The sequence below is a fragment of the Acinetobacter pittii genome (assembly GCF_034064985.1).
In the GTDB taxonomy this organism is placed as follows: Bacteria; Pseudomonadota; Gammaproteobacteria; order Pseudomonadales; family Moraxellaceae; genus Acinetobacter; species Acinetobacter pittii_H.
The window spans coordinates 1423419-1436680 of the sequence record NZ_CP139249.1; the positions used below are offsets into that span (position 1 = coordinate 1423419).

General features: G+C 40.7%; 11 protein-coding genes. 3 read left to right on the forward strand and 8 right to left on the reverse strand.

What is annotated here, in order from left to right:
- Positions 1 to 16 precede the first annotated feature (16 nt).
- From SOI76_RS06825 to aldA, 5 genes are all read right to left on the reverse strand, one after another.
- Positions 17 to 739 (reverse strand): glutamine amidotransferase, encoded by a 723-nt coding sequence (locus tag SOI76_RS06825; RefSeq protein WP_104078911.1) that lies wholly within the window; start codon positions 737 to 739, stop codon positions 17 to 19.
- A gap of 166 nt (positions 740 to 905) precedes the next feature.
- The gene (gene eutC, locus SOI76_RS06830; protein WP_104078910.1) at positions 906 to 1721 is read right to left on the reverse strand and encodes an ethanolamine ammonia-lyase subunit EutC; all 816 of its coding nucleotides are present in this window, start codon (positions 1719 to 1721) and stop codon (positions 906 to 908) included.
- A 10-nt stretch (positions 1722 to 1731) separates the two neighbouring features.
- A complete protein-coding gene (gene eutB, locus SOI76_RS06835) occupies positions 1732 to 3117 on the reverse strand; it encodes an ethanolamine ammonia-lyase subunit EutB (protein ID WP_104078909.1) in 1386 nt (461 codons plus the stop codon).
- A 13-nt stretch (positions 3118 to 3130) separates the two neighbouring features.
- Positions 3131 to 4567, reverse strand: a complete 1437-nt coding sequence (eat, locus tag SOI76_RS06840; RefSeq protein WP_104078908.1) for an ethanolamine permease — start codon at positions 4565 to 4567, stop codon at positions 3131 to 3133.
- A 220-nt stretch (positions 4568 to 4787) separates the two neighbouring features.
- Positions 4788 to 6299: an aldehyde dehydrogenase family protein gene (gene aldA, locus SOI76_RS06845; protein ID WP_104078907.1), complete on the reverse strand. Its 1512-nt coding sequence runs from the start codon at positions 6297 to 6299 to the stop codon at positions 4788 to 4790.
- A 142-nt stretch (positions 6300 to 6441) separates the two neighbouring features.
- Between aldA and SOI76_RS06850 the strand changes: the two genes are divergently transcribed.
- A complete protein-coding gene (locus SOI76_RS06850; protein WP_104078906.1) occupies positions 6442 to 7632 on the forward strand; it encodes a helix-turn-helix domain-containing protein in 1191 nt (396 codons plus the stop codon).
- On the opposite strand, the gene SOI76_RS06855 is transcribed toward SOI76_RS06850, so the two are convergent.
- Both SOI76_RS06855 and mdh read right to left on the reverse strand, forming a co-directional pair.
- Complete coding sequence (locus SOI76_RS06855) at positions 7629 to 8597, reverse strand: alpha/beta hydrolase (protein ID WP_104078905.1); 969 nt, start codon at positions 8595 to 8597, stop codon at positions 7629 to 7631. The two genes, SOI76_RS06850 and SOI76_RS06855, sit on opposite strands and share 4 nt — an antisense overlap.
- A 195-nt stretch (positions 8598 to 8792) precedes the next feature.
- Positions 8793 to 9965, reverse strand: coding sequence for an iron-dependent methanol dehydrogenase (mdh, locus tag SOI76_RS06860; RefSeq protein WP_104078904.1), 1173 nt, complete (start codon positions 9963 to 9965; stop codon positions 8793 to 8795).
- Positions 9966 to 10195: 230 nt separating this feature from the next.
- On the opposite strand from mdh, the gene SOI76_RS06865 reads away from it, so the two are divergent.
- Both SOI76_RS06865 and SOI76_RS06870 read left to right on the forward strand, forming a co-directional pair.
- Positions 10196 to 11908 (forward strand): AAA family ATPase, encoded by a 1713-nt coding sequence (locus SOI76_RS06865; RefSeq protein WP_019767620.1) that lies wholly within the window; start codon positions 10196 to 10198, stop codon positions 11906 to 11908.
- A gap of 43 nt (positions 11909 to 11951) precedes the next feature.
- Positions 11952 to 12311 carry a 5-carboxymethyl-2-hydroxymuconate Delta-isomerase gene (locus SOI76_RS06870; RefSeq protein ID WP_205668359.1) on the forward strand — a complete coding sequence of 120 codons (360 nt, stop codon included), beginning with the start codon at positions 11952 to 11954 and terminating at the stop codon, positions 12309 to 12311.
- Between the two features lie 117 nt (positions 12312 to 12428).
- On the opposite strand, the gene thiM is transcribed toward SOI76_RS06870, so the two are convergent.
- The gene (thiM, locus tag SOI76_RS06875; RefSeq protein WP_104078902.1) at positions 12429 to 13256 is read right to left on the reverse strand and encodes a hydroxyethylthiazole kinase; all 828 of its coding nucleotides are present in this window, start codon (positions 13254 to 13256) and stop codon (positions 12429 to 12431) included.
- Between the last annotated feature and the right edge of the window lie 6 nt (positions 13257 to 13262).

The following is a 13262-nucleotide window of genomic DNA, read 5'->3' on the forward strand; positions in this document are numbered from 1 at the left end:
TAGTAGTAAAAAGCGATTAACCACTATATCCAATGCGTTTTAGAAATTTTTGAATTACTTCAAATGCTGCATGTTCGAGTGCTTGAGCATATTGTAAGTTTTCTTCTCGAAGTTTTGGAATTGAGATATTAGCATTGCGAAGTTCGCATGTATGGCCAATCAACCATTTCTCAAAATTTTCTTCTGTCGTTTCAATATGGAATTGCAATGCAAGAATATTATTCCCAACTTCGAATGCCTGATTGGTATAAATCTCTGAGCTAGCTAGTAGCACAGCATTTTCAGGCAGGTCAAAAGTATCGCCATGCCAATGTAGAACATGTACATTATTAAGCAAAGGAGATAACACCTGATTGGCACGTAGGCTTAAGCTCAGTGGTCCCCAACCAATTTCTTTCTGATGCCCTGCATATACTTTTGCGCCAAGCGCATGAGCAATCAGCTGCGCACCTAAGCAAATACCAAGTGTAGGTTTATCTGCAGCTAAGCGTTGTTTGAGTAAAGCGATTTCATCTTTTAAAAACGGATAATCTTCAGTTTCATAAACCCCGATTGGTCCACCTAAAATAATAGTTAATCCATCGTGTGAAAATGCAGAAGTTAAATCATCTACGCCCGCTTCAAAATAACGGACGCGAAATCCGAGTTGATAAAACACATCTTCTAATGAACCTAAGTCTTCGAAAGCAAGATGCTGAATGGCATAAATAGTTTTGGGGAAGGCGTTTGTTGTGCTCATACAAATGATTCATAGAAGATCAATAGGTGGAGTATAGCGATAAATATAAAGAAGAAAATATCTGTATAAATCGTCAATAGCTGAAAATTGATATTTTTCGTTAAGATAATATTGTTATGCAAAGGTTTATCTATTTTTCAATAAATCTCTTTGCATATTCCTCTGATTAAAATAATAGCTTTTGAGTTTGTTCAATACCTATATCTGGAAGTTGATGTTCATCTTTCAAATTAACTCCTGAAAAGCCAAGCTGTTTTGATTTTTTCATTAATGCTATTAAACGTTGTACTGCAACTGGAATACTTAAACCTGCTGAGCGAACATTCGAAATACAATTACGTTTGGCATCGATGCAACCTGAATATGCATTCCATGTGTAGTAAATCCCCATACTGTCAGGGGAGCTTAAACCAGGGCGCTCACCAATCAGCATCACAAGCATGGATGCTTTAAAGATTTCTGCGACTTCATCACCCAAAGCAACTCGGCTACCTGTAGCAAGTGCAATTGGTGTAAGGTTCCAGTTTTCTTGCTGAATGTGTTCACTTAGCGCGGTAATGAATGGAATAGCATTTGCTTCAATCGCTCTTGCTGAAAGTCCATCACCAACCACAATACAAACATCGTATGGCTTCGGATTTTCTGTATATTCCTTCATTAACGCATCTTTTGATGGGGGGGAAAGCTGACGTCCTAAATCAGGACGTTTAAGATAAATTTCCTTATTAGCAGCATTACTTTGAACATGAAGAGTTTGAAGTTGTTTGTGCTGTAATTGTTCAGACAAGTAGGGAACATCCATATGTTGATAAACAGCATCTTTTGCTTGCGCATGAGATAACTGGAACTCAAGTAAGGCCCGTGTTGGGATACTGCAACCAGCACGACCTAAAGCAATACGAGCATCTGTAAACTCTTTAAGTTTTTCCCACTGATCTTGATGAGTAGAAGATGGATATTGAATATCACGGTTCAGTTTCATGATGTTCTCCCTAGTTCATGAGCAGACGAGAGAATTGGTCAGGCATGTGGTCTGCCCAACAAATTTGAGAGTTTTGTTGTTTAAAAATCCCTTGTTGTTCAAGCCAAGCGGAGAACTCAGGAGCGGGTTTTAAACCGAGGAGTTGTCTTAAATAGAGAGCATCATGGAATGAAGTGGTTTGATAGTTGAGCATGACATCATCTGAACCCGGAATTCCCATAATAAAGTTAATGCCCGCAGCACCAAACAGAGTAAGGAGAACATCCATATCATTTTGGTCAGCGTCGGCATGGTTGGTATAGCAAATGTCGCAGCCCATTGGCACGCCAAGTAACTTACCGCAGAAGTGATCTTCCAGTCCGGCACGTATAATTTGTTTACCGTTAAAGAGATATTCGGGCCCAATAAAGCCAACGACTGTATTCACTAAAAGCGGCTTATATTTACGAGCCACTGCGTAGGCCCGAGTTTCTAATGTTTGCTGATCAACGCCGTGATGAGCATTGCTTGATAGGGCACTCCCTTGACCCGTTTCAAAGTACATAACGTTGTGTCCAATGGTTCCGCGCTTGAGTGCGAGTGTGGCTTCATATCCTTCTTGTAATAAATCGAGTGAGATACCAAAACCTTCGTTAGCAAGTTGAGTGCCGGCAATGGATTGGAACATTAAATCAATCGGTACATTTTTTTCAGCCAGTTGAATGCCTGAGCTGATATGCGTAAGTACACAAGATTGCGTTGGAATCTGATATTCCTGAATGACATGATCAAGTAATTTTAGTAGCTCTGACAAATTATGAAGGTTATCTGTTGCAGGGTTAATGCCAATTACGGCATCGCCATTGCCATACATTAAACCATCTAAAATACTGGCAGAAATACCGAGCACATCATCGGTCGGGTGATTGGGTTGTAAACGGGTAGAAAGATGTCCCTTTAAACCAATCGTGTTGCGAAACTGGGTCACTACTTCACATTTGCTGGCGACATAAATTAAATCTTGATTGCGCATAATTTTGCTGACAGCAGCCACCATTTCTGGAGTTAAACCTGACGCTAAGGCTTTTAAGCTTTGAGTAGTGGCTTCTTCTCCAAGTAACCAATTTCGAAAATCGCCTACCGTAAAGTGTGAAATAGGGGCAAAGGCTGCCAGATCATGTTCATCAATAATTAGTCGTGTAATTTCATCAGTTTCATAATTGACTACAACTTCATTTAAAAAGGTTTTTAATGGCACATCGGCCAAAGTCATTTGTGCCGCAACATGTTCGGTTGAATCTCTGGCCGCTACACCTGCTAATTCATCGCCAGAACGTAACGGCGTTGCTTTTGCCATCAAGGTCTTCAAGTCAGCAAAGTGATACTGTTGATTGGCGACAATATTGCGATAACTCATAGTTGCATCCTTTTTATAGTTCTTGTTCTGCGGCTTTAATATTTGCAAACTCTTCTTCTGGTGTACCTTTCACTAAATGATAGCGGCTGTAGAGTAAAAAGTAAGCAATAAATACGACATAAATAGCGGCAGCAATAAACCAAACTTTTGGATTAACAACAAAGCCTGCGACCACAGCAGCCACTGCTAGAACTAAGGCAATACTTGAAGTAACGATTCCTCCAGGAGTTTTATAAGGACGAGGCATGTCGGGTTTAGATAGGCGTAGTTTGATGTGGGATAAAAGAATCAACACATAAGAAATAGTTGCACCAAAAACCGCGATTAAAATCAGTGAATCGCCTTCTTTGGTCAGTGAAAGCAAGAACCCAATAATGCCCGGAATAATAATTGCGAGATAAGGGGCTTTATTTTTATTGGTTAAAGAGAGTGAAGTAGGTAAGTAACCAGCACGTGACAATGCAAAGATTTGACGGGAATAGGCATAGATAATTGAAAAGAAACTCGCGATTAAACCTGCTAAACCAACAAAGTTAACAAAAGTCGCAAGCCAAGTATTGATACCATAAACTTTAACCAGAGCATCGACGAGGGGGGCGCCTGAGTTTTGCAAAGTACTTGCACCTGCTGCGCCTGCACCCAAGAATAAAATGAGCATGGCAAACGCCGTTAAGATGAGCATTGCACCGATTAAACCGCGTGGGAGAGATTTTGCTGGATCTTTTGCTTCTTCGGCGGCTAATGGCACACCTTCAACTGCAAGGAAAAACCAGATTGCAAAAGGAACTGCGGCCCAGATGCCTAAATAGCCATGAGGTAGAAAACGACTTGCACCAGCTGCTGTGCCAACAGGAATATCTAATAGATTTTGTGTATTAAAATGTGGAACCATTGCCACAATAAACACAACTAGAGCAACAGCTGCGACAAGTGTAATTGCGAACATAATTTTTAAGGCTTCGCCAGCACCTTTGAGATGTATGCCCATAAAAATGGCATAGCAGGCGAGGTAAATCATCCAGCCATTTATACCAAATAAAGATTCGCAATAACCGCCAATAAATACGGCAATCGCCGCAGGGGCAATTGCGTATTCAATTAGAATGGCTGTTCCTGTTAAATAGCCCCCAAAAGGGCCAAAGGCAGCACGTGCAAAACTATAACCGCCGCCTGCTGTCGGCATCATGGTGGACATTTCTGACATAGAAAGACACAGGCACAGATACATGATTGCAGCGAGGGCAGTGGCAATAAACATGCCACCCCAACCACCTTGAGCAATACCGAAGTTCCAGCCAGCAAAATCACCCGATATCACATAAGCTACGCCTAAACCAATCAGGAGTAACCAACCAACCGTACCTTGTTTGAGTTGACGCTGAGCAAAATATTCTGCTGATGAGACTTCTGTGCTTGAAGAAATGACGGAAGCTGTTTCTGGTTGATTCATACAATACTCCTGCGAGTGGGTTTGTATGAATCAATGCAAAAGCAATGCCTAAATGAAGCACTTCAGAGAGTAGATGGAGTTTTTTTATTCTAAATGATAAAAATTCAAGCTTAACAATCGGAAATAAAGAAGCCAGCAATCTAAATTACTGGCTTCTTATATCATTAGTCATCTTACTTCTTTCTAGTGTTGATAGTTTGGTATCAACTTGGTGCGAAACTTAGAAGAAGCCCATTGGTTTAGTTGAATAACTCACTAGCAAGTTTTTAGTTTGTTGATAATGATCTAACATCATCTTATGGTTTTCACGGCCAATACCAGACTTCTTGTAGCCACCAAATGCAGCATGTGCAGGGTAGATGTTGTAGCAGTTTGTCCAAACACGGCCAGCTTCAATAGCACGACCCGCACGATAAGAAATGTGAGCTGAACGTGACCAAACACCTGCACCTAAACCATACATAGTGTCATTGGCAATTTTAATTGCATCGTCAAAGTCTTTGAACGTTGTTACAGCAAGTACAGGTCCAAAAATTTCTTCTTGGAAAACTTGCATGCCGTTGTGACCTTTAAAAATAGTTGGATCAACATAGTAACCATCGCCTACTTCTTTACGGCCGCTACCGCCAAGTAAGAGCTCTGCACCTTCTTCACGACCTGTGTTAATACAACGTAAGATTTTCTCTTGTTGTTGCAAAGATGCTTGAGCACCAATCATGGTTTCAGTATCAAGTGGATGACCAGTCTTAATACGTTTTACACGTTCGACAGCCATTTCCAAGAACTGATCAGCAATGCTTTCTTGTACTAAAGCACGAGAAGGACAAGTACATACTTCACCTTGGTTTAAGGCAAACATGGCAAAACCTTCAAGCGTTTTTTCTAAGAAGTCATCTTCTTTATCCATGATGTCTTCAAAGAAAAGGTTCGGTGACTTACCGCCAAGTTCTAACGTAACTGGAATAATATTTTCAGTCGCATATTGCATCACCATTTGTCCAGTTTGAGTTGAACCTGTGAACGCGATTTTTGCAATACGTGGGTTTGTCGCTAACGGGCGGCCGACTTCTGAACCGAAACCATTAACGATATTCAGGACACCCGGCGGTAAAATGTCTTGGATGAGTTCAGCTACTAACAAAATACCTACCGGAGTTTGCTCAGCTGGTTTAATCACCACACAGTTACCCGCTGCTAAAGCTGGTGCAAGCTTCCATGCTGCCATTAAAATCGGGAAGTTCCATGGAATAATTTGGCCAACTACACCTAGCGGTTCATGGAAATGGTAGGCAATCGTATCTTCATCAATTTCAGAGATGCCACCTTCTTGAGCACGAATACAACCTGCGAAATAACGGAAATGATCAATCGCAAGCGGAAGGTCAGCTGCTAAAGTTTCACGGACCGCTTTACCATTATCCCAAGTTTCTGCAACAGCAAGCATTTCAAGATTTGCTTCTAAACGATCAGCAATTTTTAAAAGTATATTAGAACGTGTAGTCGGTGAAGATTTATTCCATGAAGCTTTCGCTTTGTGTGCTGCATCTAGAGCGAGCTCAATATCTTCGGCACTAGAGCGTGGAATACGTGTAAAAGCTTTTCCGTCAACAGGAGATACATTATCAAAATATGCACCCTTTATAGGTGCTACCCATTCACCGCCAATAAAATTTTCGTATTGTGATTTGAATTGAACTTTTGAGCCTGGTTGATTTGGATTGATATAGCGCATATAAATATTCCTTTGCTTTTTAGGACTAAAGACTAACAAGAACCCTGTCAGTAGGTACTTTCGTACTTTGTATAATTAGGATATAAAGAAGAAGGTTGGAGAAAGGTTGGAATAGAAATGTGGATATATAAGGAATTTACAAATGTTCACAAAAAAGGATTTATTGCAGCAACGGACGTTGATTGATCAACTGCGCACGCAAAATAGTCTCTCTCCTCAAAACGCTGCCAAACTCGGCCAAAGTATTGCAAGCTCTTGGGAACGATCAGCTTCTGCTGCGATTCCTAAAGAGCGTTTTGCTGCTCCATTAGTCGAGAAAAAAACTGCCTCACAGAATGCTTTAGATCTGGCTTTAAGCCAATGTGCCGATGACTTGCGTCATATTGCAGAGCAATCTTCAATGGTGATTGCTGTCGGTGATATCGGCAGTACCATTATCTGGACGGCACCAAGTGCTCAAATGCAAAGTGCTGCGGAGCGTGTACATTTTGTGCAGGGTGGTCAGTGGCGTGAAGAATTTGTTGGTACGAATGCCTTGGCTTTATCTTTAAAAACTCAACAATCAAGCTGTGTTTTTTCAAATGAACATTATATGGAATCGATTCATGATTGGGTTTGCTATGCCGCACCGATTATCGATCCATATTCAAAACAAACTCTGGGTGTCGTTGATTTGTCGACGACTTGGAAGAACCATAATAGTTTAGGAATATTGGCTGCTGAACGTTGTGCATCCATTATTCAATCCGCTTTGCTAGAGCAGCAGCGTCAACAGTTACATATTCGTGCATTTTCGACACCGCAAGTTAAATTTAACGGCAAAAGCTTGTTATTAACGCCCCGTCAAATTGAAATTTTGACGATATTGGCTTTATGTCCCCATGGCTTAACTTTAGAGCATCTTTATCAGGCGCTCTACGGCGAACGTAAAGTCAGCATGGGTACACTGAAAGCTGAAATGTCTCAACTACGAGATATTTTAGGTGGTTTACTTGGTTCACGCCCATATCGTCTGCTTGTGCATGTTGAAGCCGATTTTTTACAAGCTGAACAAGCACTGGATGCGGGATATGCGGCTTCTGCTTTGCAGCTTTACACAGGCGTATTTCTGGCAAAAACTGAAAGTCCATTTTTATGCGCATGGCGTGACTGCCTTGAGTCACGCTTGAGCGATGCGATTTTTAAAACTCAAGAAACAGATTTATTACTTAAGCATTTAGCTCATTTCCCTGAAGCAATTGATGCGGTAGAACGCCTTATGGAGCTATTACCGAGTGAACATCCTGCGCATCAATTGCTGGTGAAATATATTGACTCACCTAAGCTCAGTTAAGTAATTTTTTGATCCAGCCACTGGAACAATTGTTGATAGACTTGTTTCCGTACTGGCTGGGCCGAAAGGACTAAGTCATGCAATCCATTGTGAATAGAGACAACCGAGACATCACCTTTAATTTTTTTACCATGTTTTTCAATGTCTTTAACGTCTAAAATCACGTCACTTTGAGTTGCATCTGGTCCCCATTTTTTTGGGTTTTTAGTTTGATGCGAATGCATAATCAGTGCGGGAACGTTTAGTTTAACCCCGCGGTGAATCTCTTTTTGTGCCGTATGAATTGCATGTACAAAGCTGAGTTGAACTGTAGGGGCAGAGGTTGGTTTCCAGTCAAGGTTAAACTCCCATTCACCTTTGAGCTGCTTGTGAAGACTGGTAGTGTACCATTTGTTTAATTGGCTTGGGAATTTAACTTTTGGTAGATATTCTCCTACTCGACTGAGCATTGGAATACCAAACTTCTTTTCGACTAGACTTAAATTAAAGTCGTAAAACGGACTATTTGCCCATAGCGCTTTAATAAGAGGATGATCTGGATGATGAGCAGCATAAAGTGTTGCTGTCAAACCACCAGTTGAATGCCCTGCGAGTAAAACCTGAGTGTGTTGCTCTTTGCCAATAATCTCTAATGCTTGAGTAATTTCGGTGTCGTATTCTTTTAAATCAAGCACATTATAAAAAATTTGATGAGGCAGCTTTGAGCGGCCATATTTTCTTAAATCAAGTGCATAGAAGTCGTAACCATGAGCATTGAATTGCTCAGCCATTTCGGTTTGAAAGAAATAATCTAAAAAACCATGAATATATAGTACGGCTTTTTGAGTAGATTGAGCGGCTTTTTTACGCACTAACGTGGCTACAACTTTCCCTTCATAATCATCAGGAAAACTAAGTGTGAGCTGTTCGTAACCCGTGCCTAAAATATCTGGAACATAAGTTTGATTAGCTAAAGATGTATTCATTTTTATCGAGCTATTGTAATTAAGACATGCAGAGTATCCTTCAATGAAATGGGCGAATTGTCAATCAGGTTTGGAAAAGGTTGGAGTATAGGTTCTAAAAAAAGGGAATACCGCTGGAGCTAAGTATTCCCCAAAAAAGTAAGTCAACGGTCGGAGGGATTTGACTTACTAGAGGGATATGCCATTACATCAGTATTAAAGTGCTGCTTTGAAAATCTCCACAACTTGTGCATGATTTGCTTTACGAGGGTTGGTGAGCATACATGCATCTTTTTGAGCATTATCTGCCATCACCGCAAGGTCTTCAATTTTTACCCCAAGCTCGGTTAAACCAGATGGAATACCAATTGATGAAGACAGTTTACGGATAGCATCAATTGCAGCATACGCAGCTTCTGTTACGGTGAGACCTTGCGTATTTACACCCATTAATTCTGCGATTTTTGCATAGCGATCTGGGCAGGCAATTAAGTTAAATTCACAAACATGTGGTAACAAGATTGCATTACATACGCCGTGAGGTAGGTTGTAGAAACCGCCTAACTGGTGCGCCATTGCGTGAACATAACCTAAAGATGCGTTGTTAAATGCCATGCCAGCCAAATATTGTGCATAGCTCATTGCATCACGTGCTTCGATGTTTTCACCATTTGCGACAGCAGGTTGTAACCATTGACTAATCATCGTAATCGCTTTTTCTGCACACGCATCAGTAATCGGGTTCGCCGCCGTAGAAACATATGCTTCAACTGCATGGGTTAATGCATCCATACCTGTTGCAGCGGTTAAACCTGCCGGTTTTGCAATCATGAGTTTCGGGTCATCGATCGCAATTAGTGGGGTACAACGCCAGTCAACAATCGCCATTTTTACGTGAGTATCGGTATTGGTAATAATACAGAAACGAGTCATTTCAGATGCCGTACCAGCCGTTGTATTCACTGCAATCAATGGCGTCATCGGTACTTTACTTTTATCGATACCTTCGTAGTCGCGAATATGACCACCACCCGCAGTAACTAAGCCAATCCCTTTTGCACAGTCATGAGATGAACCGCCACCTAGAGAGACAATAAAGTCACAGCCATTTTCGTTATAGGCATTAACACCGTTGTGAACATTAATATCGGTTGGGTTAGGTTCAGCACCCGGGAAAATATGGCTTGCGACGCCTGCTTCTGTTAAATAATTCGCGATAAGATCCGCAACACCAAATTTAAATAAGCCTTCATCGGTCACAATTAATGCTTTTTTTGCACCGAGGTTCTGCGCCTTTGTACCAATTTCTTTGGCACATCCTGGTCCAAAGAGTGATACACAAGGAATATAAAAACCGTTTGTTTGATCTGCAATATTTTTAAAAGCCATGGAGTGATTCCTTCTTCCATAAATCCATTGTTTGTTATTACAGGTGAGCCTCACCATGGGCTTAGTATTGTGATCTGAAGATTATTTTCCTACCTACCAAAAACCTACCAAACATTATTTGTTTATTAATTATTGATTTGTATATGCTTTTTAGAAAGTTTGGCACATTCATTTAATTTTTTCGGGAAAATCGTTAAGCTATGGGCTGTTGAAGATGTACATATGAGATTATGAAACAGGAAACTGCGCTTAAACTGCTTAAAGCAGGTGAAAATGTCTTTTTAACCGGTTCGGCTGGTGCAGGGAAAACCTATACACTTAATCAGTACATCCAATACCTAAAAGCACGTAAAGTGCCTGTGGCAATTACGGCCTCTACAGGTATTGCAGCAACACATATGAACGGTATGACCATTCATACATGGGCTGGCATTGGCATTAAAGATCTGTTAACTGACGACGATCTAAAACGCATGAAAGAGCGTAAATATCTCAAGGAACACCTTGAAAATGCGCAAGTTCTTGTGATTGATGAAATCTCAATGCTACATGCGAAACAGCTTAATCTGGTCAATCAAGTTCTAAAATATTTTAAAGAAAGCGACGAAGCATTCGGTGGTATTCAAGTCATTGTGGCTGGAGATTTCTTCCAGTTGCCGCCTGTAGGACGTAATGGTGAAGCCAATCGCGACAAGTTCTGCTTTATGTCAGATGCATGGGTCGAAGCTAAATTCCGCGTATGTTATTTAACAGAGCAGCACCGTCAAGACGATGAAATTCTGAACCAGATTTTAAATGCTATTCGTGCGCAAAATATTCAACCCGATCATTTGCAAGCACTGCGTCAATCACGCGCGCATGATATTGGTGAGACCTTTACTCGTCTTTATACACACAATATGGATGTCGACAATATCAACTATCAGCACCTAAATGAAATTGATAATGAAGGGCATCAATTTAATGCCGTTTTAGACGGTAATGAAAAATTATTAGAAACTTTAAAGTCTTCAGTTCGTGCGCCAGAAGAACTCACACTTAAAAAGCATGCCAAAGTCATGTTTGTAAAAAATAACTTTGATATGGGCTATATCAACGGAAGTTTGGGTGAAGTCATCGGCTTTGAGGAAGATGACGAAAATGGCTTACTGCCGAAAGTAAAACTGACTGATGGCACGACATTGTTGGTTGCGCCTGAGACGTGGTCAGTCGAAAACGAAGCAGGCAAAGTGATTGCAAGTTTTCAGCAAATTCCACTTCGTTTAGCGTGGGCGATTACTATTCATAAAAGCCAAGGGATGACTTTAGAAGCCGCTGAAATTAACCTAATGAATACCTTCGAGAAAGGTCAGGGTTATGTTGCATTGTCGCGCTTAAAATCTTTAACTGGTCTAAAATTATTAGGTATCAACGAGCAAGCTTTAGAGTTAGACAGTTTAGCTGTCAAAGCCGATCGCCGTTTCCAAGAACTTTCAAAAGAGGCCGAAGACAACTTTGCAGATGTAGATTTAACGGCTCAGCATAAAGCGTTTATTCGTCACTGTGGTGGCACCTTGAATGAAACCGAGATTTCTCGTAATGAGAAGAAACTCGCAAAAGGTGGCAAGCAAAATTACGCTACGGCAACGCTAGACGAGACACGTGTCTTGTTTGAAGAAGGTTACGAGATTGAAGACATCGCGCACGAACGTGGTTTAACCCCAGCGACGATTATTAATCACTTGGCTCGACTGCATAAAGAGCAAAAGCTAGATATTTCGGTTGCCCATCCGGGTGAAGAAGTGGTCGAAGAAATCCGAAAAATTTATAAAAAGCTGAAAAAGCGCCAAAATCCAGATCATTTTTCTGATGATGGTTCGATCAAACTCAGACCAATTGTTGAAGCAACCAGCCCTCGAATGGGATATGATCAGGTTCGATTAGCTTTATTATTTATTGAGTAAAGTTTAATTAGCTTAATGACTTATTATATAAATTGAGGTGGCTATGCCGCACGTTGTAGTTGATTATTCAGATAACTTAACTGGACTAAATGCAAAACAATTACTTGAAGAAATTAATACCACACTAATTGAAACAGAGCTATTTAGTCCAGAAGACATTAAAAGTCGTGCGCGTAAAGATGAGGTTTTTCTGATTGGCTTAGGGGTTGATCAAGCCTATATTCATGTAAAGGCGTATATTTTGTCGGGAAGAACTGCCGAACAAAAACAACTTGTGGGTGAGCAATTGTTGACGGCACTCAGCAACAAAAAATATCTACAACCAGAGTTTAATAAAGAAATTCAATTGTGCGTTGAGCTTATCGATATGCCAAGAGAAGATTATTTTAAGCAATTTGTATAATTCTAAAAAAGCGCAATTTCGATCAAGAATAGAGATGAGCACTATGTAAAAGTAGTGCGTATTACTAACATCTACTCACTTTTAAAATGAGTGCAAGTGACACAAGCCTAAATTAGGTTATGTCTGTAGATTTAAAAGTTTGATATCTGCATATTGCTCAATTAAGTTAGCATCTAACATATGGATATAGTCCATAAAAATGGAACTAAAACTTCCCATAGTTTGTGCTTGATTTGCTGCCAGTTTACCTGCAATTGCAAAATGAACATGAGCTGAAAGAGCAGCAATGGTTGGCGTCGTCACAGCGCTATATGCTGCGATTAATGCACCTAAAGCGCAGCCTGTTGCTGTGATTTTGGGCTGTAAAGGGCTTCCACCGTTTACTTGAATAACGGTGTCTAATTCTTTAGATAAAATATAATCTGACTCACCTGAAATAGCGATACAGTCCGCATGTGCTAATAGTGCATAGGCTTGTTGATAGGCCTGATCACTGCTTAAAGTACTATCCACACCTTTAGATTGAACTTGGTTGCCTGCAAGTGTACTAATTTCTGAGGCATTACCACGAATAATGCTTGGCTTGAACTGTAAAAGCTCGTCTGTCATTTGACTACGCCAAGCTAAAATTGGTCCATAGCCGACTGGATCAAGCACCCATGGAATGTTATTAAGCTGTGCAGTCTTGGCAGAGATTTGCATGGCTTGCATTTGCTCTGAAGTTGGCGTACCCAAATTAATGCTTAAAGCTGAAGAAATCTTGGTAAAACTTTCTGCTTCATAAGGATTATCAATCATGGCAGGTGAAGCACCAGAAGCAAGTAAGACATTGGCTGTATAGTTGGCCGCGACGCTATTGGTAATGCATTGCACAAGAGGCGTTTTTGCCTGCATGTTTTGCCAAGCGTCAATTACCTGCTCAATCAAAGTCGATGCTGATGTCATATTATT

Excerpts from the sequence above, each read along its gene's own strand:
- eutB (WP_104078909.1), bottom strand. The coding sequence starts at position 3,117 with ATGAGTTATCGCAATATTGTCGCCAATCAACAGTATCACTTTGCTGAC.
- aldA (WP_104078907.1), bottom strand. The coding sequence starts at position 6,299 with ATGCGCTATATCAATCCAAATCAACCAGGCTCAAAAGTTCAATTCAAA.
- eat (WP_104078908.1), bottom strand. The coding sequence starts at position 4,567 with ATGAATCAACCAGAAACAGCTTCCGTCATTTCTTCAAGCACAGAAGTC.
- SOI76_RS06850 (WP_104078906.1), top strand. The coding sequence starts at position 6,442 with ATGTTCACAAAAAAGGATTTATTGCAGCAACGGACGTTGATTGATCAA.
- SOI76_RS06870 (WP_205668359.1), top strand. The coding sequence starts at position 11,952 with ATGCCGCACGTTGTAGTTGATTATTCAGATAACTTAACTGGACTAAAT.
- SOI76_RS06855 (WP_104078905.1), bottom strand. The coding sequence starts at position 8,597 with ATGAATACATCTTTAGCTAATCAAACTTATGTTCCAGATATTTTAGGC.
- eutC (WP_104078910.1), bottom strand. The coding sequence starts at position 1,721 with ATGAAACTGAACCGTGATATTCAATATCCATCTTCTACTCATCAAGAT.
- SOI76_RS06825 (WP_104078911.1), bottom strand. The coding sequence starts at position 739 with ATGAGCACAACAAACGCCTTCCCCAAAACTATTTATGCCATTCAGCAT.
- SOI76_RS06865 (WP_019767620.1), top strand. The coding sequence starts at position 10,196 with ATGAAACAGGAAACTGCGCTTAAACTGCTTAAAGCAGGTGAAAATGTC.
- thiM (WP_104078902.1), bottom strand. The coding sequence starts at position 13,256 with ATGACATCAGCATCGACTTTGATTGAGCAGGTAATTGACGCTTGGCAA.
- mdh (WP_104078904.1), bottom strand. The coding sequence starts at position 9,965 with ATGGCTTTTAAAAATATTGCAGATCAAACAAACGGTTTTTATATTCCT.